The organism is Acinetobacter sp. ANC_7513 (assembly GCF_056779915.1).
Genome location: NZ_JBWYIW010000001.1, coordinates 170,330 through 192,660, shown reverse-complemented (window position 1 = coordinate 192,660; position 22,331 = coordinate 170,330). Strand labels below are relative to the sequence as shown.

At 39.0% G+C, this 22,331-nt stretch carries 24 protein-coding genes, 1 tRNA gene and 1 pseudogene; 17 read left to right on the top strand and 9 right to left on the bottom strand.

Translation table 11 applies throughout. The features are described 5' to 3' along the window. Window positions 1-19: 19 nt before the first annotated feature. Entirely contained in the window at window positions 20-982 is a 963-nt protein-coding gene (gene sohB / locus AC1M9B_RS00925; RefSeq protein ID WP_481586639.1) for a protease SohB, read from the bottom strand. A 428-nt stretch (window positions 983-1,410) separates the two neighbouring features. Between sohB and AC1M9B_RS00920 the strand changes: the two genes are divergently transcribed. From AC1M9B_RS00920 to ruvB, 3 genes are all read left to right on the top strand, one after another. Then, window positions 1,411-2,751 (top strand): deoxyguanosinetriphosphate triphosphohydrolase, encoded by a 1,341-nt coding sequence (locus AC1M9B_RS00920; protein ID WP_035265731.1) that lies wholly within the window; start codon window positions 1,411-1,413, stop codon window positions 2,749-2,751. Window positions 2,752-2,872: 121 nt separating this feature from the next. Then, window positions 2,873-3,475, top strand: a complete 603-nt coding sequence (gene ruvA, locus AC1M9B_RS00915) for a Holliday junction branch migration protein RuvA (protein WP_035265729.1) — start codon at window positions 2,873-2,875, stop codon at window positions 3,473-3,475. Window positions 3,476-3,486: 11 nt separating this feature from the next. Further along, a complete protein-coding gene (ruvB, locus tag AC1M9B_RS00910; protein WP_035265728.1) occupies window positions 3,487-4,494 on the top strand; it encodes a Holliday junction branch migration DNA helicase RuvB in 1,008 nt (335 codons plus the stop codon). A 23-nt stretch (window positions 4,495-4,517) separates the two neighbouring features. Here ruvB and AC1M9B_RS00905 read toward each other — a convergent pair whose 3' ends face one another. After that, window positions 4,518-5,393 (bottom strand): hypothetical protein, encoded by an 876-nt coding sequence (locus AC1M9B_RS00905; RefSeq protein ID WP_051586525.1) that lies wholly within the window; start codon window positions 5,391-5,393, stop codon window positions 4,518-4,520. 206 nt (window positions 5,394-5,599) lie between these two features. Between AC1M9B_RS00905 and AC1M9B_RS00900 the strand changes: the two genes are divergently transcribed. Further along, complete coding sequence (locus AC1M9B_RS00900) at window positions 5,600-6,943, top strand: amidohydrolase (RefSeq protein WP_481608331.1); 1,344 nt, start codon at window positions 5,600-5,602, stop codon at window positions 6,941-6,943. Between the two features lie 49 nt (window positions 6,944-6,992). Here the strand turns inward: AC1M9B_RS00900 and AC1M9B_RS00895 are convergent. Beyond that, window positions 6,993-8,219: pseudogene (locus AC1M9B_RS00895) on the bottom strand (acetamidase/formamidase family protein). 262 nt (window positions 8,220-8,481) lie between these two features. On the opposite strand from AC1M9B_RS00895, the gene ybgC reads away from it, so the two are divergent. The 6 genes from ybgC (at window position 8,482) to pal (ending at window position 13,311) form a co-directional block, all read left to right on the top strand. After that, the gene (ybgC, locus tag AC1M9B_RS00890) at window positions 8,482-8,889 is read left to right on the top strand and encodes a tol-pal system-associated acyl-CoA thioesterase (RefSeq protein ID WP_035265725.1); all 408 of its coding nucleotides are present in this window, start codon (window positions 8,482-8,484) and stop codon (window positions 8,887-8,889) included. A gap of 23 nt (window positions 8,890-8,912) precedes the next feature. Further along, a complete protein-coding gene (tolQ, locus tag AC1M9B_RS00885) occupies window positions 8,913-9,611 on the top strand; it encodes a protein TolQ (protein WP_179998400.1) in 699 nt (232 codons plus the stop codon). Next, window positions 9,612-10,061, top strand: a complete 450-nt coding sequence (gene tolR, locus AC1M9B_RS00880) for a protein TolR (protein ID WP_481608330.1) — start codon at window positions 9,612-9,614, stop codon at window positions 10,059-10,061. A gap of 3 nt (window positions 10,062-10,064) precedes the next feature. After that, on the top strand, window positions 10,065-11,288 hold the full coding sequence (tolA, locus tag AC1M9B_RS00875; protein ID WP_481608329.1) for a cell envelope integrity protein TolA: 1,224 nt from the start codon (window positions 10,065-10,067) through the stop codon (window positions 11,286-11,288). 137 nt (window positions 11,289-11,425) lie between these two features. Next, on the top strand, window positions 11,426-12,709 hold the full coding sequence (gene tolB, locus AC1M9B_RS00870; RefSeq protein WP_481608328.1) for a Tol-Pal system beta propeller repeat protein TolB: 1,284 nt from the start codon (window positions 11,426-11,428) through the stop codon (window positions 12,707-12,709). Window positions 12,710-12,738: 29 nt separating this feature from the next. Further along, on the top strand, window positions 12,739-13,311 hold the full coding sequence (gene pal, locus AC1M9B_RS00865; RefSeq protein ID WP_481608327.1) for a peptidoglycan-associated lipoprotein Pal: 573 nt from the start codon (window positions 12,739-12,741) through the stop codon (window positions 13,309-13,311). 47 nt (window positions 13,312-13,358) lie between these two features. Here pal and AC1M9B_RS00860 read toward each other — a convergent pair whose 3' ends face one another. Then, entirely contained in the window at window positions 13,359-13,544 is a 186-nt protein-coding gene (locus AC1M9B_RS00860) for an NF038105 family protein (protein WP_035265716.1), read from the bottom strand. A gap of 172 nt (window positions 13,545-13,716) precedes the next feature. On the opposite strand from AC1M9B_RS00860, the gene AC1M9B_RS00855 reads away from it, so the two are divergent. The 5 genes from AC1M9B_RS00855 to AC1M9B_RS00835 all read left to right on the top strand — a co-directional run bounded on the left by AC1M9B_RS00855 (window position 13,717) and on the right by AC1M9B_RS00835 (window position 17,009). Next, window positions 13,717-14,691, top strand: coding sequence for a class 1 fructose-bisphosphatase (locus AC1M9B_RS00855; RefSeq protein WP_035265714.1), 975 nt, complete (start codon window positions 13,717-13,719; stop codon window positions 14,689-14,691). 50 nt (window positions 14,692-14,741) lie between these two features. After that, window positions 14,742-15,518 carry a TrmH family RNA methyltransferase gene (locus tag AC1M9B_RS00850; RefSeq protein WP_481595542.1) on the top strand — a complete coding sequence of 259 codons (777 nt, stop codon included), beginning with the start codon at window positions 14,742-14,744 and terminating at the stop codon, window positions 15,516-15,518. Between the two features lie 160 nt (window positions 15,519-15,678). Next, window positions 15,679-16,299 carry an RNA polymerase sigma factor gene (locus tag AC1M9B_RS00845; RefSeq protein WP_171260669.1) on the top strand — a complete coding sequence of 207 codons (621 nt, stop codon included), beginning with the start codon at window positions 15,679-15,681 and terminating at the stop codon, window positions 16,297-16,299. Further along, on the top strand, window positions 16,289-16,615 hold the full coding sequence (locus AC1M9B_RS00840) for a hypothetical protein (protein ID WP_481595543.1): 327 nt from the start codon (window positions 16,289-16,291) through the stop codon (window positions 16,613-16,615). Before AC1M9B_RS00845 ends, AC1M9B_RS00840 begins: the two co-directional genes overlap by 11 nt. Then, a complete protein-coding gene (locus AC1M9B_RS00835; RefSeq protein ID WP_481608326.1) occupies window positions 16,605-17,009 on the top strand; it encodes a DUF3106 domain-containing protein in 405 nt (134 codons plus the stop codon). The genes AC1M9B_RS00840 and AC1M9B_RS00835 overlap by 11 nt, the downstream gene beginning before the upstream one ends. A 38-nt stretch (window positions 17,010-17,047) precedes the next feature. Here AC1M9B_RS00835 and rnk read toward each other — a convergent pair whose 3' ends face one another. Continuing rightward, window positions 17,048-17,452: a nucleoside diphosphate kinase regulator gene (gene rnk / locus AC1M9B_RS00830; RefSeq protein ID WP_035265705.1), complete on the bottom strand. Its 405-nt coding sequence runs from the start codon at window positions 17,450-17,452 to the stop codon at window positions 17,048-17,050. A gap of 144 nt (window positions 17,453-17,596) precedes the next feature. Continuing rightward, on the bottom strand, window positions 17,597-18,850 hold the full coding sequence (gene glyA, locus AC1M9B_RS00825) for a serine hydroxymethyltransferase (protein ID WP_481608325.1): 1,254 nt from the start codon (window positions 18,848-18,850) through the stop codon (window positions 17,597-17,599). Between the two features lie 402 nt (window positions 18,851-19,252). Between glyA and AC1M9B_RS00820 the strand changes: the two genes are divergently transcribed. Then, window positions 19,253-19,954, top strand: a complete 702-nt coding sequence (locus tag AC1M9B_RS00820; protein WP_481608324.1) for a putative quorum-sensing-regulated virulence factor — start codon at window positions 19,253-19,255, stop codon at window positions 19,952-19,954. Window positions 19,955-20,213: 259 nt separating this feature from the next. Next, window positions 20,214-20,570 carry a hypothetical protein gene (locus tag AC1M9B_RS00815; protein ID WP_481608323.1) on the top strand — a complete coding sequence of 119 codons (357 nt, stop codon included), beginning with the start codon at window positions 20,214-20,216 and terminating at the stop codon, window positions 20,568-20,570. A gap of 405 nt (window positions 20,571-20,975) precedes the next feature. Here the strand turns inward: AC1M9B_RS00815 and AC1M9B_RS00810 are convergent, their stop codons facing one another. From AC1M9B_RS00810 to AC1M9B_RS00800, 3 genes are all read right to left on the bottom strand, one after another. Continuing rightward, window positions 20,976-21,338: a hypothetical protein gene (locus AC1M9B_RS00810; protein WP_481608322.1), complete on the bottom strand. Its 363-nt coding sequence runs from the start codon at window positions 21,336-21,338 to the stop codon at window positions 20,976-20,978. A gap of 194 nt (window positions 21,339-21,532) precedes the next feature. After that, a complete protein-coding gene (locus tag AC1M9B_RS00805) occupies window positions 21,533-21,898 on the bottom strand; it encodes a hypothetical protein (protein WP_481608321.1) in 366 nt (121 codons plus the stop codon). 276 nt (window positions 21,899-22,174) lie between these two features. Continuing rightward, window positions 22,175-22,250 (bottom strand) — tRNA-Arg (locus tag AC1M9B_RS00800). Window positions 22,251-22,331 lie beyond the last annotated feature (81 nt).

Genomic DNA, 22,331 nt, shown 5'->3' with positions numbered 1-22,331 from the left:
TTTTTTTATTTCATCGAATTTAAAATTTAGGATCACGTAGTTGCACTAAGTTCGCATTAGTTTTGACTAAAGTGTCCATAACTTTATTCATCACAGCAGGAATCAAACTGTCCGCCATTTGTGCCGCTTGCAGTCCTAATTTCTCACCTAAGGTAGGTTTACGGCGAGTTTGAATCAAGTAAACATCATGCACTGTCAATAAACTTAATAAATACTCATCCGAGGTTTGAAGCTTATCAACCAAATTCAAATCTAATGAATCTTGACCGTACCAATGTTCACCTGTTGCTACTTTTTCAACATTTAACTGTGGACGATATTTTTCAACAAAATGCTTGAACAATGCATGCGTTTGTTGCAACTCTTCTTCAAACTTTGCTTTACCCTCTTCCGTATTTTCACCAAACATGGTCACGGTACGTTTATATTGACCCGCAGTATAAAGCTCAAAATCAACATTATGTTCTTTAAGTAAACGATTAAAATTAGGCACTTGAGCAACAACGCCAATTGAACCAATCACTGCAAATGGAGCAGAAATAATTTCGTTACCGATACATGCCATCATGTATCCACCACTTGCTGCGACTTTATCAACACAAATGGTTAGATGAAAACCAGCATCGCGCAGACGCACCAGTTGAGCAGCCGCAAGTCCATAACCATGTACCATCCCACCTGGACTTTCCAAACGAACTACGACACGATCACGCCCTGCTTTAGCAGTCGCCAAAATCAAAGTAATTTCTTCACGAAGATTCTCTACAGCTGAAGCTGCCATGTCACCTTTAAAATCAATTACATATACTTTCTGATTATTCTTTTTACGCGTGCGTGCTTCTTTTGAAAACTGCTGAGACAACTGCAGAAGTTCAAGTTTAGATGCAGTACTTTGCGCAATTTTTTTTCGTTGTTCATTAATACGCGCATTTAAGTGAGTGACTCGAATTTCGGCAGGAAGTTTCGGCAAATGAAATAACATATAAATTCACATCTCTATAATTCATCTTTATGAGGATAACATGAGGTCAAAATAGACAAATTTCAATAGCTTTATTGAAATGTTATGCCAATCGTAGGATCAATTTGATCAACAATCGGCATAAAAAGTAGATACATTATGCATACTATCTCGATAAAAAATTATCGAACCGATGAGCATCCACGCATCATCTCATGATTGATATCTATCTTTAAAATCAATTAGAGACTCTTATATGATTTGAAAGTGAAGAAATTGAATTATATTAGGATAATAATTCTTAAAATCAATATCTTAATACTCATTATTTTACTTCTTAAACTTTTCTGAAATGCATTTTTAATGCGCCAAATTATGTCGTGTCAGCATATATTTTTCACTATTTTTTTGGCATGATGGTTCCATACAGTAATGATGAATAATGATAAATGACTCAAATGCGTTGGCTGGAACTGTTATCAACAGTTCGATTTGGTAGTTCAAAACAAAATACAGAACAAGCACGTAGCCCCTTCCATAAAGATTACGATCGTATTATTTTTTCTCAGAGTTTTAGGCAACTTAACCGTAAAACTCAAGTTCACCCCCTGACTCAACATGATGGCATTCATACGCGTCTAACACATTCCCTTGAAGTTTCTTGCATCGGACGCTCTTTGGGAATGCTGGCAGCTGAAAAAATTCGTGATGAGTTACCTATGTGGATCTCTCCTGCAGATGTCGGTGCAATTATTCAAGCAGCTTGTCTTGCACACGATATTGGTAATCCTCCTTTTGGTCATGCAGGTGAGTACGCTATTCGTGAATGGTTTGATGATGCATCACACGGCGATTTTTTATCGAGTTTAACCCCTGAACAGCAGGCCGATGTTCGCCAGTTTGAGGGCAATGCTCAAGGTCTTCGTTTACTCACGAAAATTGACTATCACCCTAATGACGGTGGAATGCGCCTCACTTACGCAACCTTAGGAGCTTACTTAAAGTACCCATGGCTTTCTAAAACCATTGACTCTCAGGGAAATACGCCTGCCAGTAAACGAGCTAAGTTTGGTTGCTATCAATCTGAAAAAGAAATTTTGCAACAAATTGGTCACCAATTAGGTCTTATACAATATGGTGAATATCATTTCTGTCGCCATCCACTCACCTATTTACTCGAAGCTGCGGATGATATTTGTTATGCCCTGATCGATTTAGAAGATGGCATTATTCTTAACATGCTCAGCTATGAGCAAGTCGAACCTATTTTTTTAAATCTGCTCGGTGACTATGGCACGCCTGCTGAACTTGCAATGCCATACACCACGTGGCAACAAAAGATTGCAGCATTGCGTGGTCGTGTGATGAAACGCTTGGTTGATGAAGTCACTTCCGCTTTTGCTAAACATCATTTTGAAATTTTGTCAGGACAGCTTAAAGGTAGTTTGCTCCAATATTGCTCGCCCGATATCGAAGCAGGAATTGATTGTGCAAAGAATTTAGCGCGGGAAAAAATCTTTGAGCATCCTCAAAAATCTGGTTTAGAAATCATTGCACATCAAAGCTTACAGCACATACTAGATGCCTTTATTCCGCTTACGACCCCCAATAAAATTCATAATTTTAAGGAAGGACGTTTACTGTCTATTATCTCAGGCTTAGGTGTACGTTTTAGTGATGATCACTATGACAATATCATGCAAGTCTTAGATGTGATCTCAAAATTTTCGGATCATCAGGCTTATCATTTGGCACAGGAACTTCAAGGGAATAAAGTTGGATTTTTATAAACCTTAAATTTAGTGTTCAGGAAAAGAGCATAAAGTGTTTTTTGATTTTGCGTTCTGAAGCAATGAACACTACTATGCTGACATAGTGAATTTAACATCGACAAATAAGTGAAATAATTGAATGATTGGATGTCTTATTGGTGAAGTGCTTGCTTTGGAAGCACCAACAGTTTTATTGAATGTAAATGGTGTTGGCTATGAGGTTGATACACCTCTTTCAACATTTTGCCAATTACAGAAAGGACAAAAAGTCACATTGTGGACGCATTTGGCTGTACGTGAAGATGCCCAATTACTGTATGGATTTTCCAACGCACAAGAAAAAAGTATTTTCCGCACTTTACTTAAAGTGAACGGCGTTGGTCCCAAAATGGCATTGGGTATTCTCTCAACACTCAGCGTAGACATGCTCATTCATACCGTTGAACATGAAGATGTAAACACTTTAGTCAAAGTTCCAGGTGTTGGTAAAAAGACTGCAGAGCGTTTGATGATTGAACTTCGAGATCGCTTTAAAGCGCTTGCAGCTCAGCCATCCACATCAAACTCTACAACAGCGCAAATTCAGTTTACGGGTAACTCTGCTGTCGCTGAGGCTGAAGCTGCTTTACAGTCATTAGGTTACAAGCCACTAGAAGCACAAAAGTTAGTCAATGCCGTTAAAGGTGACTTCACTGAGGCATCCGATATTATCCGTGCTGCTTTAAAATCGATGAATAAATAAGATCTCATATTATGCAAGACCGTATTATCAGTGGTTCTGAAAAACCAGAAGATCATTTTGATCGTGCCATTCGACCAACATCATTAGATGATTATATTGGTCAGCCTGTTGTGCGTGAGCAGATGGAAATTTTCATTGGTGCAGCTCGTGGACGTGGTGAAGCTTTAGACCATACCTTGATTTTTGGTCCTCCGGGTTTAGGTAAAACCACACTTGCCAATATTATCGCGCGTGAAATGGGTGGCAATCTCAAATCCACCTCAGGTCCTGTGTTAGAGCGCGCTGGTGATTTGGCAGCAATGCTCACTAACTTAGAAGAAGGTGACGTTTTATTTATTGATGAGATTCACCGTCTCTCTCCAGTGATCGAGGAAATCCTTTATCCTGCAATGGAAGATTACCAACTGGATATTATGATTGGTGAAGGCCCTGCTGCGCGTTCAATTAAGTTAGATTTACCGCCATTCACTTTAGTCGCTGCGACTACTCGTGCCGGTTTATTGACCTCTCCGCTTCGAGATCGTTTTGGTATCGTCCAGCGATTAGAGTTTTATTCAGTTGAAGATTTGACCCATATCGTGACTCGTTCTGCAAATCTGATGGATGTTCCAATCACTGAAGCTGGTTCGAAGGAAGTGGCTCGTCGTTCTCGTGGTACGCCTCGTATCGCAAACCGTTTACTGCGTCGTGTACGTGACTATGCTCAAGTGAAAGGTACAGGTGAGGTCACACAAGAAATGGCGCAACGTGCGCTTGATATGTTGAATGTGGACAAGGATGGTTTAGATACACTCGACCGCCGTTATTTATCCATGTTATTAGAACGTTTTGATGGTGGTCCTGCAGGTGTTGAAGCTCTAGCAGCGGCAATGGCAGAAGATTCAGGCACGCTGGAAGATGTGATTGAACCTTACTTGATTCAGCAAGGTTATGTGATGCGTACCGCACGTGGTCGTATTGCAACAAATCAGGCGTATTTGCAGTTTGGGATGACACCACCTGAACCGAAAGAGAAGTGATTTATAAAAGCAGCTTAGGCTGCTTATTTATTGAGAATTTTTTTAAACTCATCTGCCAACTGATCACCCAAATTTGCAATGTCAGTCAAGGATAATAAATCATTTGATTCATCCCACTTTCTAGCATCTATTAATATCTTATTAACTTTTCTTATTAAACCCTCTTCAATAATAAACTTACTCACATAAATGTCTTTGGTATCGGTCTGTTTTATTAATTGATTGTTAAAATGCATTATTGAGATGATCAAAAGTTTCCCAAGTTGAGAAATTATTTTTTCTTTTTCATGCCCAACACTAAAATATAAATTTAGTTTAGTTAAACAAGCATTAGTATTTTCTGTAACGTCTAAAATTTCTTTTAATTTTGAACCAACTAATGTTGAATAATCACTTTTATCAGCTACAGGAAAATTAACAAAATTATCCTTAAATATCATAACTTTTTGAATATACTTAGCTAAAGAGTTAAGACAATCCGATGTAATACTTATGATCTCATCTTCCCATTTAAGTTGCTTAGTGTACTGAAATTCTTGTTTTCCTAACTCTCTTTGTTGCTCAAATAATTTTTGATTTAGATTAAAAGCAATTTGTTGTGAACTTTTTATTTCTAGTACTACTGTATTAAAAGACATTTCAGTTAATTTAAAACTTCTGACACCATACCAAATTGCAATGATTGTCGCTGAAATTCCTAGTATAAAAGCTATCGCCATTGCAATCATAAAAGACCAAATTGCAGTCGTATCAGTTGAGCTTACATTCAAATCCAAAGGAATTTTCTGCGTTTCAGGATCAATTTGAATACTCGCCGTATATAAAGGTTGTTGAGGTACAGTCCATGGAAGTTGAATCATGACATCTTGATTATGCTTTAGTTCTTCTTCAACGCCCATTAGCTCCCCCACAACTATTAAAATAATTATTTAAAATGAATAATTTACAAATAATAACAACTTTAAATCTATGGATAAAGCATTAAAAATCAATGCTTCATGGTCACTATACTTTTCATGTATTTCGATATACCTGTTAAGTTTTGCAACCATCAGAAGTGAATGAGAAGCTCCTAAAACTTTAGGATTTTTAGGACATTGAGTTTATGATCTCACTTAGGCTATTTTTTGCTTGTACCATCTTGCCCCTTTGTTCAACCTTGAGTTTTGCAGATTGGGTTGATGACGGTGTGAACGCTGTTGAACAACATACCATCAAATTAAGACAGCACATTCACCAACATCCCGAACTCGGCAATATGGAATTTAAAACCTCGGCTCTGGTTCAAAAAGAATTAAAAAAATATGGAATTGAAGTCCGCACAGGCTATGCCAAAACAGGTGTAATCGGAATTCTTAAAGGTGCAAAACCTGGCCCAGTGATGGCATTACGTGCAGATATGGATGCATTACCGATTGAGGAAAAAACAGGACTTTCTTTTGCGAGTAAGGCAAAGGCAATCTATCAAGGTAAAGAAACGCCAGTGATGCATGCCTGTGGACATGATGCTCACACAGCAATGTTACTCGGCGCTGCAAAAGTGCTTTCGGAAAATAAAGATAAAATTGCAGGTACTGTTGTGTTTGTCTTCCAACCAGCTGAAGAAGGTGGAGCAGATATTGATAACTTTAGCCATGGTGATCAAATTGGTTCACGTAAGATGATTGCAGATGGGGCTTTAAAAAATCCTAAGCCTGAAGTGATCTTCGGTATGCATGTTATGGCAGGTATGCCAAGTGGTCATATTTTTTATAAAGATGGCACTATTTTAAACAGTGCAGATCACTTGCGCATTCAGGTCAGTGGAAAACAAGTTCATGGTTCTATGCCATGGCTTGGACGCGATCCCATTTACGCTTCATCTCAAATGATTAGTAATATGCAGAGTTTGATCAGCCGTCGTGCAGATTTAACCAAAGGTATGGGGGCAATCAGTATTGGCAGTATCCAAGGTGGAACGGTAGGAAATGTGATACCAGAGCAAGTCAATATGGTTGGCACGATTCGATCAAATAATGAAGAGGTCCGCCAGAATATTCTCAAGGATTTACCGAAATTGATCGAACATAATGCTCATGCAAATGACGTAAAAGCCAAAGTAGAAATTGCCGCTTATGCCCCCGTTACCACGAACGATAAAACGCTAACTCAACTCATCGCGCCATCACTTGCGAAAGTTCACGGTGAAGATAAATTACATGTGCTTGAAAACAATGCAAGCGCAAGTGAAGACTTTGCCTATTATGGTCAACTTATGCCTTCATTGTTCATTTTCATTGGTGCAACACCTCAAGATCAAGAGATCAGTAAGGCTGCACCCAATCATAACCCTAAATTTATTGTAGATGATGCGACATTAAAAACTGGCGTTGAAAGCCACATTCGTTTTGTGATGGACTATCCGACTAATGCACAACAAGTTCAACAAGATTGGAATAACAAATCTTAAGCATCATAAAAAAATCCTCCTTGATAGAGGATTTTTTTATTTCAATAATTTATTTCTGCTCGACGAACTCTTTAAAATCTGCTTTACGAATCATCGCATGGATGCCTTTGGTTTTATCTACAACTTGAGAAACTTCAAAATCAGTCGCAGCGCTGAGATAAGCATATGCAATTTCTTCACTTATGCCATATTCATTTACTAAGAAATTGATTGCTTCACGCGTAGATTTGCGCATTGCTTCATCCAAATCTTCATCTAAGCCAGGTGTAATCCAAAATTGATCATTTTCACCTAATGGCTGAGAAAGTTGCTTACCTGGAATATAATCTTTACCCGCTTTTAACACACTAATTTTAAACGTTGCACGCGCTGAACCTTCTAAAGCAGTTAATGCAACCTCACCATCACCTTGAACAAAATGACTATCACCTGTGTAGAATAATGCACCTGGAACTTGAACAGGATAATAAGCGGTTGCCCCAGCAGTTAAATCATTAATATCAATATTTCCACCATAAAATGAGGGTGGAACTGAGTGAACAGGTTCGCTGGTATTTGGTGCAACACCCATTGTTCCCATAAACGGATTTAATGGAAAACGAATCGCTTTACCAGATTCTGTTTGAATCACCCCCTCCCATACACCCTCTTTTTTTGCGCAATGGGTGTAAATACTGAAACATTGCCATAAGCATCTGGATTTTCTGGCGAAGCATGATCATGTTTTTGTCGTTTAGGGAATTCAGGCAATGTACCTTTACCATGGCGGTTCGAAATAACACCATAAGGAACACGTGGTTCTATTTTCAATATTTCAACTTTAAGCACGTCTCCCGGCATTGCACCTTCAACGTAGATCGGACCAGTAATAATGTGTGGACCATCTTTATGGAAATCATGCTTTAAATTAGAGCGGGTGATCAATTTCGCTTCATCTAAAATGTGCTCTTTTTTAACACCTTTAGATGTAAAGTATTTTTTCAGCATCACGCCCTTGATCCTCTAATAAACCTTCATGTGACACTGTATCAAAAGTCACATGACTCCCCGATGGAACCGTTAAAACTGGCTTAGTATCTTTATTCGGTAGATAACCCCATTGAATAGTATTGAGTGTGCTTGGAATATAATAGTGTCCAGCATATTCCCCTTTTTTTAGTAAAATTGGCTTGCTTTCAATCTGTTTTAAAATTTTAAAATCTTCAGCCGAACTAAAAGTCGAAAAACTTAATATTGATGTAGCAATCGAAATCGATAAAGCTAACTTTTTTAACATGCACTCAAATCCAACTATAAATTTCATGTGAATTTATTTAATCAATCCCTATGCCAAACATGATTAAAATTCAATTAAATCTGCATTTTCATCTTAAAATATTTCGCCCAATCTACAGCTATTTTTGAAATCTTGTGCCATTGGTCTGTAAAAATGGAGTGCTAAACTTCAAGCCTTTCAAACATTGTACAAATCAGCGTTTCGCATTCTTTGTCAAGAATGTTGCAAAACACTGGACTATTTAAAGTAATGGAACACCTGTATGGCGAACAAATTTGAATTTCAAATCCGAGTGTATATTGAAGATACAGATGCAGGAGGCATTGTTTATCATGCCAATCATATTCGCTTTATGGAACGCGCACGTACAGAATGGTTACGCGCTTCAGGGATTTCACATTACTGGCATCAAAAAGATTACAACTTTGTCGTGCATAAATTAGCGCTTAAATATTCACGTCCAATATTAATGGATGACTTAATTACTGTTACAGCAAGTGTAGTTTCGTGTAAAGCAACGTCTTTTGTATTGCAACAAAATATTTATCGTGGTGAAATCATGCTAGCTTCAGGGGAAGTAGAATTGGCGTGTATTAGCGCCGAAATGAAACCGCTGAGAATTCCAAATGAAATCCGTGATCTAATCGAAAAAGAATTAGCCCACGCATAAAAATATGATTGGCACATGTAACTATGGCAACACAACTCGAATCTTCACTTCACGTCACAGATTTAATTCTTCAAGCGAGTCCAGTCGTACAACTGGTCATGCTGGTGTTGGTACTAGCTTCACTCTTTAGCTGGTACCTTATTGCCAAGTTACATATGACGTTTAAAAAAGCTCGCCAAGGTGATGATCATTTTCAAAAGATTTTTTGGTCTGGTGCAGAACTCAACACTTTATATAACAATGCACAAGTCAACTCTAAGCGTGAAGGCTTGGAAGATGTTTTTTATCTTGGTTTTGCAGAGTTTCTCAAACTCAAAAAAACCAAAGCTGAAACAGCACAAGTCATTGATGGCACAGAGCGTATTCTTGGGGTGGGTTTAAGCCGAGATCAGAGCCGTATGGAGCAAGGCCTCAGTGCACTTGCCAGTATTGGTTCAGTTGCGCCCTATGTTGGTTTATTTGGTACTGTTTGGGGCATTATGAATGCTTTTATCGGCTTAGCCCAAGTCGATCAAGTGACGCTAGCAACTGTCGCACCAGGTATCGCGGAAGCCCTCATTGCGACTGCCATTGGTTTATTTGCTGCGATTCCTGCAGTACTTGCATTCAACCACTATACGGCCAAAAGTGAAGAAATTTACTCAGATCGTTCCTTGTTTGCTGAAGAAATGGTGGCGCTTTTACAACGTCGTTCTGTGGGTTCTACACAGGAAGCTGAATAAATGGCCGTTCGTCGTTCAGGGCGTTTCCAACGCATCAAAAAGCCACTTAACAGTGACATGAATGTAGTTCCTTATATTGATGTCATGTTAGTACTTTTAGTGATTTTTATGGTGACCGCACCAATGATCACAAGTGGCATAAAAGTTGATTTACCTGAAGCAAATAGTGTACCGATTGAATCTAAGGATGCACCAGCTATGGTTACTTTAGATCAACAAGGACAATACTTTTTAGAATACAAGGGTAGCCAACCAAATCCACTGAGCTTGCAGGAATTACAACAGACACTTCGTGATGCACAACAAATTGCTGAACGTGAGAATAAACAATTTAGTGTCGTCATCAATGGTCATAATACTCGACCTTACGGTGAGGTGATGACGCTCATGTCTAACTTACAAGATGCAGGGATCAATCAAGTTGGCTTGCTGACCAAACCGATTCAATAAGCTATGAAAGAATCTAACTCCCGCTTTTCAAAAGAAAAGAAAATTGCAATCGGATTCACTGTTGCGGTCCATGTGATTGCGATCACAGGCTTATTGTTTCTTGGATTGACTCAACCTCCTGAGCCAACTAAAACTGTTAAAACAGTTTTAGTGAAACCTGAGGATCTAGTACCACCTGAACCCACGCCATTGGTTGAATCTGATCATTCAGATACAGCGCACCAGAACGTTCAAGAAAATGTTCAACAGACCAATGAGCCGATTCAAAATGCACCAGTGATTCCTGTTGCACCTGCTGTACCTCCTCCAGCTCAACCAAAAGTTGAAGAGCCAAAATCCGACCGTAAAGCTGAGCAAGCGGCTGCGGTTAAAGCTCAACAAGAAGCCGAACGTAAAGCAACGGCTGAAGCACAACGTCAAGCGACTCAAGAAGCGAATCGTAAAGCTAAAGCTGAGGCCGATGCTAGAGCTAAACAAGAGGCCGCCCAAAAAGCCAAAGCAGAAGAGCAAAGTGCAAAACAGGAACAACAACAAAAAGCGAAAGCTGATGCTGCTTTAAAAGCGAAACAAGAAGCTGATCGAAAAGCTAAAGCTAAGCAAGAAGCTGATCGAAAAGCTAAGGCAGAGGCCGATGCTAAAGCCAAACAAGAAGCCGATCGGAAAGCTAAAGCTGAGGCAACTCAAGCCAAAGCTAAGCAAGAAGCTGATCGAAAAGCTAAGGCAGAGGCCGATGCTAAAGCCAAACAAGAAGCCGATCGGAAAGCTAAAGCTGCTGCTGAAGCCAAAGCCAAACAAGATGCTGATCGGAAAGCTAAAGCGGAAGCTGATGCGAAAGCTCGTCAGGAAGCACAAAGAAAAGCGGATGCCGAAGCCAGAGAACGTGCCGAAGCTGAAGCTCGAGAATCTGCCGCTGAAAAAGCTAGACAAGAAGCAGCCAACAAAAAAGCTGAATCTAAACGCATCGCTTCTTCAGCAAAAAGAGACTTTGAGCAAAAAATTAAAGGTGCTTGGAGAATGCCAATAGGCTCTTCAGGTCAAAAAGCGACAGCACGCGTGACATTATCTGACAGTGGTTCTGTGACTTCAGTCATCGTCAATGCATCAGATCCAGATGTCAAAGCCAGTGTCGAACAGGCTGTTCGTGCAGCAGCACCATATCCGATGCCATCCGATCCTGATGCAAGGCGTGAAGCTCGTAGTTTCACTTCTTCATTCACCGTGAAATAATAAAAAACCTTTCGATTCGTCGAAAGGTTTTTTCATGAATTGCGGATAATTACACGCTTTATATAGATTCGGTACGGAGCTATATGCTAAAAAGCTAGAATATTCGAAAAATTAGTATCTTGAGTACGTGACCTCTCATGAAAATGATCTCAAAACATCTTCTCGGTTTAGCAATTTTGGCAGCATTTAGCCCTGCTCTCATTACGACCTCTTATGCACAGCTTCATCTTGAAATTGCCAAAGCACCTGAAGAAGCACCAAAAATTGCTATCGTGCCATTCGTAGGTGATCAACGCTTATACCCTGTTGTAGAGCAAGATTTAAACCGTTCAGGTCGCTTTACCAGTTCATCTAAAAATTTACCTGCAACAGCAACCATCAATCAAGCCAATGGTGCTGCTTGGCAATCTGCAGGCGTACCTTATGTTGTGAATGGTGAAGTTAAAACCAATCCTGATGGTTCATTGGCTGTTCATTACCAACTCTATGATGTCCAAAAACAACAATATTTGCTCAATGAACTATTAACTGTACCACCATCGCGCATTCGATCTGCAGCACATATGATCAGTGATGCGATTTACCAAGCATTAACAGGTATTCCTGGTGACTTTAGTGGTCGCATCGCTTATGTTTTGCGAAATCCTGCGACTCCTGATAATCGCTACACTTTACAAATCGCAGATACGGACGGCGAACAACCACGCACTGTATTGAGTTCGCGCGATCCAATTTTATCCCCTGCTTGGACGCCTGATGGCAAAAAAATCGCTTATGTTTCATTCGAAACCAAACGTCCAGCGATCTATGTTCAAGATTTAGCGACTGGACAACGTGAAAAATTAGCTGGCTTCCGTGGCTTAAACGGTGCGCCAAGTTTTTCCCCTGATGGTAAAAGCATGTTGTTCACTGCTTCAATGCATGACAACCCTGAAATTTATCAAATGGATTTAAATACGCGCCAAGTGAAGCGTATGACAAATAATACAGCAATTGATACAGAAGCTCGCTATACCCCAGATGGTAAAGGTTTTATCTTTACCTCAGACCGTGGTGGTTCAGCACAGATCTACCATTACACGTTTGCTGATGGTTTAACAAAACGTTTAACTTTCCGCGGAGCATTCAACGCACGTGGCAGTTTAAGTGCCGATGGTAAATATGTTGCTTTAGTACATCGCCCTTCTGGTAGCAACTATAAGGTAGCAATTCAAGAAATCTCAACTGGAATCACGAACATTTTAACGCCTACCAGTTTAGATGAATCACCAAGCTTTTCACCAAATGGTCAAATGGTCGTGTATGCGACACGTGAAGGCAGCCGTGGATTGTTATCGATTATGTCTACAGACGGTCGCTTCCGCATGAATTTACCTAGCGAACAAGGTGAAGTTCGTGAACCTGCTTGGGCACCTAAATAATCGAATTTTAATCTTTCAAGGAGATGAACATGAACGCGATTAAAACGTTTGCTCTTCCACTCATTGCTGTAAGTTTAGTAATGACGGGTTGCGCAAGCCGTAAACCAGCAACTACAGATACCACTACGATGACACCACCATCAACATCAACCTCTGTGAATACGACTGGTCTCAGTGAAGATGCAGCATTAAATGCTCAAAACTTAACGGGTGGTTCTGCTAAAGGGGTAACTGAAGCCAATAAAGCTTTCTTGGCTAAACGTGTTGTTCACTTTGATTATGACAGCAGTGAGCTATCTACTGAGGACTATCAAACCCTCCAAGCACATGCACAATTTTTATTGGCAAATGCAAACTCTAAAATCGCATTAACTGGTCATACCGATGAACGTGGAACGCGTGAATACAATATGGCTTTGGGTGAGCGACGTGCCAAAGCAGTTGAAAGTTATCTAGTTACAAATGGTGTAAATCCAAACCAACTCGAAGCTGTGAGTTATGGTAAAGAAATGCCAATTAATACAGGTAATAATGAAGCTGCGTGGAAAGAAAACCGTCGTGTAGAACTCAATTATGAAGCAGTGCCACCACTTCTTCGCTAATGAATGCAAAAAAAGCGCTCAATTCGAGCGCTTTTTTTATATCAGGTTTAAGACCTTTGCGAGTCTGGCATGGGCACTTGCATAGACTCAATCATGTCATGCTTATTAAACTCTTTATATTCAGGTTTAGCCTCGTACTGTTTCCATGCTTCCTTGGAACTCTCTGAACTAATTTCGTTTAAGTCGATTGCCTCACCTGGCGTTGGAGTTGCTTCAAACTTTTGAATGCTCATTTTAAAGCTCCTTTTAAAATCATCCTCCTATCAACATACCATGTTCTAAAACTCTGGCAAGTGCAAAATCACCACAAATAACGCAGGATAATTTCTATTTTGCACTGAACTCATCTAAAATAGCCCAAGATCCAAATTTTATTCTTTTAAAGCTTTTAGGAGCGTCCCTGTAATGTCATACCTCACCTTGTCACAATATCTTGCACAACAACAAGGAAATCTAACGCCTGAACTCTCTAATGTAATTGAAACAATTGCTGAAACGTGTAAAACCATCGATTCAGCATTGCAAAAGGGTGCCTTAGCGGGTGTATTAGGTAGTGCTGGTAATGAAAACGTACAAGGTGAAGCGCAAAAAAAATTAGATGTTATTTCAAATGACTATTTAATTGATGCGCTAAAGAACAACGCAAATGTAGGCGGTTTAGCTTCTGAAGAACTCGATGAGTTTACACCAGCACAAGAGAACGGTAAGTATTTAGTTTTATTTGACCCACTAGATGGCTCAAGTAATATCGATATCAATATGTGTGTTGGCACCATCTTCTCTATCCTACCTGCCAAAAATTCAGTGACACAAGCAGAAGATTTCCTTCAAGCAGGCACTGAACAAGTCGCAGCTGGTTATGTGTTATATGGCCCATCAACTATGATGGCATTAACCGTTGGTGCAGGTACTGTTTTCTTTACATTTGATCCAGAGTCAAAAACATTCCTGTTGACGACTGAAAATATCCAAGTGGATGCCGATACAAAAGAATACGCCATTAATGCTTCAAACCAACGTCATTGGGAAGAACCTGTTCAACGCTATATTGGTGAGCTACAAGCGGGTAAAACATCTGTACGTGAAAAAGACTTTAATATGCGTTGGGTTGCCTGCATGGTGGGTGATATCCACCGTATTCTTTGCCGTAGTGGGATCTTCTTATACCCTTACGATACCAAAGATCCTAAGAAAGCAGGTCGTCTACGTCTTATGTATGAAGCAAATCCAATGAGTATGCTCATGGAACAAGCAGGTGGTGCTTCGACAACAGGTCGCGTGCGTATTATGGAAATCCAACCGACTGAACTTCACCAACGTGTACCAGTCGTTATTGGTTCAAAAAATGAAGTTGAGCTTGTTACTGCTTATCATCAATAATTTTACAATTGAGAGCCTATTGATTTAGGCTCTCATGGAAGTCAAACTGAATGGCCATTATCTTTTTAGAATCTAAAGACAACCCGAAAATTAAACATTTACGTGGTTTAATTGATCAAAATAGTTACCGTAAAAAGCAAGGCCAAACTGTTCTTGAAGGCACACATTTGTGCTTAGCTTGGTTAGAAAAAAATCGTAAGCTGAATTCGATTTTTACCACTGAAAAAGCAATGGAACACGCCGATTTTGACGAAATCGCACAACACTATACAGGTTCAGTGTTTGTTATTAGTGAATCACTCTATAAAGACATTAGCACGCTAGGAACCACCTTAGCATGTTTAGCGATTGTAGATTTACCAACTCAACGTGATGCTCTAGATTACACTCAAGACACTTTAATTCTTGAAAATGTTCAAGATCCAGGCAATGTGGGTACATTACTTCGTTCAGCTGCGGCTGCAGGTATTGAACAAGTTGTTTGCACCAAAGGTTCAGCATCTTTGTGGTCTCCTCGCGTATTACGAGCAGGAATGGGTGCGCACTTTTCATTAAAAACCTATGAAAACGTTGCGCTTGAAGATGTGCTGTCTCAATTCAAAATTCCCGTGTATGTCACGAGCTCACATGAATCAGAAAGTTTATATGCAAAAGACTTAACTCAAGCTTGCGTATGGGTACTGGGCAATGAAGGTCAAGGCGTTTCGGAATATGCCCTAGCGCATGCTTCAGCAATTACCATTCCCCAACCGGGTGGTCAAGAATCATTAAACGTTGCAGTTGCCGGATCGATTTGTTTCTTTGAAATGGTACGCCAACGGATATGATTCGTTAAAATATATTAACGAAGTCACTGAAAATAAAAAAATCTATTAAACTGCTAAAAAATAGTTGCTTAGATTGTCAACCTACCATTATGTTTTGACGTTATATAAGTAACGATTAGAAAATAATGGTGGGTACCCAATGACGGGATTTTCCATCTCTATGGATTTAGCACCAAAAAAAGTCAAGCCTGAAGATTCGAGTGTTCTTTTGAATACGGCAGAACAACGTCTTAAATATTTTATGCAAGACGTCACTGGGCGTGCATTGGTGATGATGGAAAGCGCAACTCAAGGACACAATGGCATTGCCATGGATTTAGTCCAAGAAGCTTTTATATCTTTGCATAAATCATATGCTGATAAATCCACTGCAGAGTGGTATCCCCTTTTCTATACCATTTTAAATAACAAACTTCAGGATTGGCGTCGTAAAGAATCTCGACGGGCTTTTCCATTCTCGTTATTTAAAAAAAATAACCACGATGAAGATGATGACGAAACCATCAATATTGTGGATGAATCAACACCTAATCCGCTGCAATTTCTTGCACAAGAGATGGCTGTTGAGGAGATTCAAAATGCAATTTCTAAGTTACCTGTTCGCCAACAACAAGCATTTATGTTGAGAGCATGGGAAGGGTTTGACACACAAACCACAGCCGAAATCATGAATTGTTCAGAAGGCAGTGTGAAGACCCATTACCATCGAGCTATACAGGGCTTAAGATCTGCTTTGTCTCACTTAAACCCAAATGACGGGGGATCATCGGATGAATCATGATGAATTTACGAAACAAGTGACTGAAAAATTGAATGTACTGGCATCAAAACATCGCAATAAAGCGGTCGTGATGGAGCATGTACTCGATGAGATTAAAGACAAACCGTTATTTTCTCAGTTGATGACTTGGAAAGTTACTGGTTTTGCATTAGCAGCCGCGATCACAGGATTTGTGGTACTTCCAAATGCATTTGATTTGGAAGAAGCTCCAAGCCCACAACAAGTGATTGTCACCCCTAAACTTTCTCCGCAAATGATGGAAGATCTAGAAATGTTATCTGTTTTTGGTGAGGATAAATCAGCTCATGGCAGCTAAAGGCTTAGCGATTGCACTCTGCACATTAGGTTTTTTACAAACCAGTTTTGCAGGCTATGAACGTTTTTGGATCTTCTCGAAAGACAGTAATTCTGAACTTAATGAATCTTGGGAATCGCTTTCTGAAGATGAACAAAAAGCACTGATTAAACGCTATCAAAATTTGAAAGAAATTCCTGAAGAGCAAAGTGTTGTTCTACAACAAAGAATGGATTGGTTTACTAAACTGCCTGAACAAGAAAAAATACAAATGCGCGAAACTTGGCAACAGATGAGCTCAAGTGAACGAAATGATTTGCGTAAAAAAATGATGAACGCGACGACTGCCGAGCAGCGCAAAGAAATACGCGAAACTTATTTAAATAAATATATGCAACAAACCACGATGAAATAATAAACTTTAAAGCCTCCACAAGAGGCTTTATTTTTTAGTTAAAGATATATGCCCTCTCGTTCAGGCTGATAGAGCACTTTATCAATTTTCACTTTCATTGTTTGCCCATCAGGCTGAGGCCATTCAATTTCTTGTCCTTCCGCCAAACCTAGGATTGCTGCACCAATAGGTGCAATCACATTAACCTGCCCCCTTTCACCTTTAAAGTCATGGGGATATACCAGCACAATCTCTGTAGATTCAGTGGACGGTGCAACCGTTATCAGTACTCTAGCATTCATCGTCACTACATTGGCAGGGATATCTTTAGGCTGTACGACTTCAGCACGAGCCAACTCATTTTCTAAATGCTCCATCGTTGGAGTTACCTGCTTCTGATGTTCCAACATGGTTTCTAAACGATTTAAATCCTGTTCAGAAATAATAATATTTGGATGGCTCATTTTCTGCTCCAATTCAAATGTATAACGACAATTGAATAATTAATAGATACATCAGTTATATCAGAACTATCTAAAAATGACAGATTTGACATTCCAACATTCAATAAAAAAGCCCCCTTGAGGGGGCTTTTCTCAAGTCGAAGATTATTTTGCGTAAACTGGGAATTTAGCGCATACAGTCTCAACTTTAGCTTTCACAGCGTTAATGACAGTTTCATCACCTTTAGAATCTAAGATATCCGCGATCCAACCTGCAAGTTCACGTACTTCTGCTTCACCGAAACCACGAGTTGTTACAGCTGGAGTACCGATACGGATACCAGAAGTTACGAATGGAGAACGTGGATCGTTTGGCACAGAGTTTTTGTTCACAGTAATGTGAGCCGCACCTAACCAAGCATCAGCATCTTTACCAGTAATGTCTTGTTTGATGAGAGACAACAAGAACAAGTGGTTGTTAGTTCCACCTGAAACAACATCATAACCGCGTTCGATTAACACTTCAGCCATTGCTTGCGCGTTTTTCACAACTTGTTGTTGATATGCTTTGTATTCAGGAGCCATTGCTTCTTTGAAGCAGATTGCTTTAGCCGCTACAGCATGAACTAAAGGACCACCTTGGTTACCTGGGAATACAGCAGATTGAAGTTTTTTCTCAATCTCTTCGTTTGCTTTCGCAAGGATTAAACCAGAACGTGGGCCACGAAGTGTTTTGTGAGTCGTCGTAGTAGTTACGTCAGCAATTTGAACTGGGCTTGGATAAACACCAGCAGCAACAAGACCAGCAACGTGAGCCATATCAACGAATAGATAAGCGCCTACTTTGTCTGCGATTTCACGGAAACGCTGCCAATCAACGATTTGGCTATAAGCAGAGAAACCTGCAACAATCATACGTGGCTTGTGTTCTACAGCTAAACGTTCTACTTCTTCGTAATCGATTTCACCCGTTTCTGGATTTAAACCGTATTGGATCGCATTATATGTTTTACCAGAGAAGCTAACTTTAGCACCGTGAGTCAAATGACCACCGTGAGCTAAGCTCATACCTAAAACAGTATCGCCTGGGTTAAGAAGCGCTAGATAAACTGCAGAGTTTGCTTGAGAACCAGCATGAGGCTGAACGTTCGCGTAATCAGCACCAAAGAGTTCTTTAGCACGGTCAATTGCCAATTGTTCAATCACGTCTACATATTCACAACCGCCATAGTAGCGTTTGCCTGGGTAGCCTTCTGCATATTTGTTAGTGAGTTTTGAACCTTGAGCTTCCATTACTGCTGGAGAGCAATAGTTTTCTGAAGCGATTAACTCAATATGAGCTTCCTGACGAGCATCTTCACTCGTAATAGCTTGAGCTAATTCTGGATCAAAGTCAGCAATAGAGATATTGGCAAACATTAGCGAGGTCCTATTAATGTAGGGCTTTTAAGCCGTGCTAAGATTGGCGCGTATTGTAACATGAACTTGTTAAATTTCGAGAATGAAGTTTAAAGAGTTTGCAATTAAATTTGATTAATTCTTGTGTGTTTACTCTATTACTATTAAAAACAAATATCTGAATTATGACTATTCTTTTTAAATTTATTCATTTTTAAAAATTATTTTTAACAACCTACAGTCTAAACTTGCAGCGTCAATATCATAGAAAACGAAATTTCTTTAAATGAGCACCTGATCTAAATAATTCCCATAATTTGTTCAATTCAGCATAATTTATACAATTCATTGACTTTATTACTGTGAGCTCAGATTTGAAAATGTTAAATTAATTACATCTTTATCATTTACTTGGACATTTGCATGCAAGCCATTATCTTGGATACTGAAACCCATACATTAAACGGTTTGCCCATAGAAATTGCATATGCTCCTATTCAGATTGAACAAGGCAAATTAAGTCTTGATCGCGAAAAAATCTTTGACCAACTATATAGCATTGGTGACGAAAAAATTTCCTATGCTGCAATGGCGGTTCATCATATTCTTGAAAGCGATTTAGTAGATCAACCCAACTTCAGAACCTTCGAGTTACCTCAAGAAACGACGTATATTATTGGTCATAATATTGATTATGATATTCGAGCTATTCAGCAATGCGGCGTTGAAACAAGTCATATTAAAGCCATCTGTACACTCGCTCTTTCTCGACTAGTTTGGCCTCATGCAGAAGCACACAACATTTCTGCTTTAATTTATATGATTAGTAAAGGCAGTAGCAAAGCTAGAGAGATGTTAAAAGGTGCCCATCGAGCTGACGCAGATATTATTTTGACTGCAAATATCTTAATGCACATTATTCATCATTTGGGTATTCAAAACACTGAAGAACTCTATGAAGTATCTGAAGATGCACGTATTCCTCGTACAATTAACTTCGGTAAACATCGTGGGACAGCCATTGTAGATCTTCCAAGTGATTATGTTTCATGGTTACTAAGACAAGAAGACTTGGATCCCTATTTGAAAAAAGCCTTAGAAAAAACTTTAATTGATACACTTTAAGCAATATTTCATGACTCTCACTTTGAACCTAAAGCTCAAAGTGAGAAATTAACTATTTTTTTTAATACTTTTAAACGATTAAACTAAAATTTACACCAATAATTAAAATAATATAATTACATGATAATTAAATATTTTTTATTATCTTTATTCATTCAACACTGCCCACCTCATCCGCCGTTAGACTAAGGCGAAGTAGAACATCTTTGTCATAAATATATTAATACGATCATACAACAACGGTATAAATAGGTGCCTTATGTCTAAACTCAGCCAAATTCTAGAATTTGATCCTTTAGATAATCCTATGTATCTTAAAAAAGTCGGAAATTGGGTACTCACCTTCTTGCATGCCCATGACCAGGTGGAGAAAATCCAGCTCGCCATTACCAATGTTATTCCGCGTCAAGCAGATGGCTCGTTGCAGCCTCGACGTATTATCATTGAGCAAGCTGATCAAGAACATCAATGGCAAATCAATTACATAGAATGCTTTGATAGCCATGAAAATAAAGAAGTCCTGCTCAATGCTTCAGAACAAACGGGTGGATCGATCATTCAAGAACTGCTCAGTGAATTTCGAAAATATGATGTTGAGGTCATGTTTAAAGCATAATTTCGATATGAAAAAGCCCGCTTTACGCGGGCTTTATGTTGGAAGGCTAGTGTTAGATTTATTGTTCAACTGAACTCAACTAACTGTCATTGATCCGTCCAACTCGTCAGTAGCGTTGAATGTTTACAACCTACTGTGATTTCTAATTTAATACTTTCAATACGTGATGTGAAGTCACTTTAACACTTTTCAACAACTGAATAAAAAAAATACAATTGAATTTTTTTATTGATAGATAAGAATAAGTTTCGCGAATATATACAAAGTCTTACTTCAAAAAAGTCGACCCAAATGGATCGACTTTTAATTCTAACTTCAAGCTCAGAATTAAGCCAAATGTCGTGAACGATTATTTGAATGATTTACACCGAAACGTCCAGCAAAAATCGTCACAATCAATCCAATCTATAAACCAATAAATGACCATAAAGCAGCTTTTGCAGCAGCTTTCGTCGCATCAGCTGCTTTTTCACGTGCTTGATCTTTTAGTTCAGTATATTTCAATTTAGCAGATTGAATATTCGCCTCTAAATCATTAAAGAATTTATCCTGCTGTATAAGGAAATTATTGACAACTTGATTCGCTTCTTGCGGAGTTAGAGATGAATTTTTAGCTAAAGCAGCACTGACTTCATTCTTATTAATAGAAGCAGTCACAGATTGTGCACGATTTTTTAATTGTTCTGATAACTTTTGAATAATAGCATCACTGTTATCTGGATGAATCACCAACTCTTTTGCAGCAACCTGATTTGCTCCTTTGCCCATTCACCCTGCGCTTTTAAGAATTCGGGTTGCAATTCCTCGATCCCTGTTTTGCGTAATGCTTCAGACATCTTTTCATCACTATTTTCAAGCTTTGGTAAAGCAACTAACTCCTCAAAAGCTTGAACTCCGATCTGAATTAAATTAACGCCACCTTGACCAATTCCTGATGCTACACTACCCGCAGCGCTACTGACTTAACTAATCGCACTACCAGTAATTTTAGCCGCGCCGCTAATGGTCATTGCACCAAACCAGATACCTAACAGCAATGAAAGTGACCAGACAATAAAGCCATGGATTGCACCATCAGCTTGAGCCAAGTGACCTGCAACAAATCCACCAATAGCCAACGATACTAACAATGAAATAATTGTCCATACGCTTACTGCTATCCCTGAGCCATTTGTAATATCAGTGGTAGATTGTGGATCTAGGAGCGCAAATCCTAATGCAACGCCTAGTAATGAGAGTAAAATTGAAATAGCTAATACAACAATAACGCCAGCGAAAATACTCGCCCACGAAATTCGATTTTGGATCAGAACTTTTTCTTCGTACATTGTTGTGCCGCTTATTTGAATTATTCATAATTTATGTGATTTATACGACAATACCGAAATTTAAATTTAAAATAAGCCATGTGAATTTTATGTGACAAATTTTACATTTTTATGTTTATTTTGAGAATTATTATATTATCATTTGTCAATATTGGCGCATCTCACGATTCAATCGACTCAGATTAACAATTCAGATTAATCATTAAATTTTGATAAAAATTTACTAAAAATATTTTAATTGACAGACTATGTTTTGTTTGAAAAACATAAAAGAAATGGTGCGCTCAGCGGGACTCGAACCCACGCCACAGGCTTCGGAGACCTGTACTCTATCCAGTTGAGCTATGAGCGCATTTTAGGAAGTGCGCACATCATAACAAAAAAAACTCTAAGGTAAAGCAACTATATATCTTTCCAATTTTTAGTGCTCATG

Bases quoted from the DNA above. Each gene is read 5' to 3' on its own strand.
- sohB (WP_481586639.1), bottom strand. From the start codon at position 982: ATGTTATTTCATTTGCCGAAACTTCCTGCCGAAATTCGAGTCACTCAC.
- AC1M9B_RS00920 (WP_035265731.1), top strand. From the start codon at position 1,411: ATGACTCAAATGCGTTGGCTGGAACTGTTATCAACAGTTCGATTTGGT.
- ruvA (WP_035265729.1), top strand. From the start codon at position 2,873: ATGATTGGATGTCTTATTGGTGAAGTGCTTGCTTTGGAAGCACCAACA.
- ruvB (WP_035265728.1), top strand. From the start codon at position 3,487: ATGCAAGACCGTATTATCAGTGGTTCTGAAAAACCAGAAGATCATTTT.
- AC1M9B_RS00905 (WP_051586525.1), bottom strand. From the start codon at position 5,393: ATGGGCGTTGAAGAAGAACTAAAGCATAATCAAGATGTCATGATTCAA.
- AC1M9B_RS00900 (WP_481608331.1), top strand. From the start codon at position 5,600: ATGATCTCACTTAGGCTATTTTTTGCTTGTACCATCTTGCCCCTTTGT.
- ybgC (WP_035265725.1), top strand. From the start codon at position 8,482: ATGGCGAACAAATTTGAATTTCAAATCCGAGTGTATATTGAAGATACA.
- tolQ (WP_179998400.1), top strand. From the start codon at position 8,913: ATGGCAACACAACTCGAATCTTCACTTCACGTCACAGATTTAATTCTT.
- tolR (WP_481608330.1), top strand. From the start codon at position 9,612: ATGGCCGTTCGTCGTTCAGGGCGTTTCCAACGCATCAAAAAGCCACTT.
- tolA (WP_481608329.1), top strand. From the start codon at position 10,065: ATGAAAGAATCTAACTCCCGCTTTTCAAAAGAAAAGAAAATTGCAATC.
- tolB (WP_481608328.1), top strand. From the start codon at position 11,426: ATGAAAATGATCTCAAAACATCTTCTCGGTTTAGCAATTTTGGCAGCA.
- pal (WP_481608327.1), top strand. From the start codon at position 12,739: ATGAACGCGATTAAAACGTTTGCTCTTCCACTCATTGCTGTAAGTTTA.
- AC1M9B_RS00860 (WP_035265716.1), bottom strand. From the start codon at position 13,544: ATGAGCATTCAAAAGTTTGAAGCAACTCCAACGCCAGGTGAGGCAATC.
- AC1M9B_RS00855 (WP_035265714.1), top strand. From the start codon at position 13,717: ATGTCATACCTCACCTTGTCACAATATCTTGCACAACAACAAGGAAAT.
- AC1M9B_RS00850 (WP_481595542.1), top strand. From the start codon at position 14,742: ATGGCCATTATCTTTTTAGAATCTAAAGACAACCCGAAAATTAAACAT.
- AC1M9B_RS00845 (WP_171260669.1), top strand. From the start codon at position 15,679: ATGGATTTAGCACCAAAAAAAGTCAAGCCTGAAGATTCGAGTGTTCTT.
- AC1M9B_RS00840 (WP_481595543.1), top strand. From the start codon at position 16,289: ATGAATCATGATGAATTTACGAAACAAGTGACTGAAAAATTGAATGTA.
- AC1M9B_RS00835 (WP_481608326.1), top strand. From the start codon at position 16,605: ATGGCAGCTAAAGGCTTAGCGATTGCACTCTGCACATTAGGTTTTTTA.
- rnk (WP_035265705.1), bottom strand. From the start codon at position 17,452: ATGAGCCATCCAAATATTATTATTTCTGAACAGGATTTAAATCGTTTA.
- glyA (WP_481608325.1), bottom strand. From the start codon at position 18,850: ATGTTTGCCAATATCTCTATTGCTGACTTTGATCCAGAATTAGCTCAA.
- AC1M9B_RS00820 (WP_481608324.1), top strand. From the start codon at position 19,253: ATGCAAGCCATTATCTTGGATACTGAAACCCATACATTAAACGGTTTG.
- AC1M9B_RS00815 (WP_481608323.1), top strand. From the start codon at position 20,214: ATGTCTAAACTCAGCCAAATTCTAGAATTTGATCCTTTAGATAATCCT.
- AC1M9B_RS00810 (WP_481608322.1), bottom strand. From the start codon at position 21,338: ATGGGCAAAGGAGCAAATCAGGTTGCTGCAAAAGAGTTGGTGATTCAT.
- AC1M9B_RS00805 (WP_481608321.1), bottom strand. From the start codon at position 21,898: ATGTACGAAGAAAAAGTTCTGATCCAAAATCGAATTTCGTGGGCGAGT.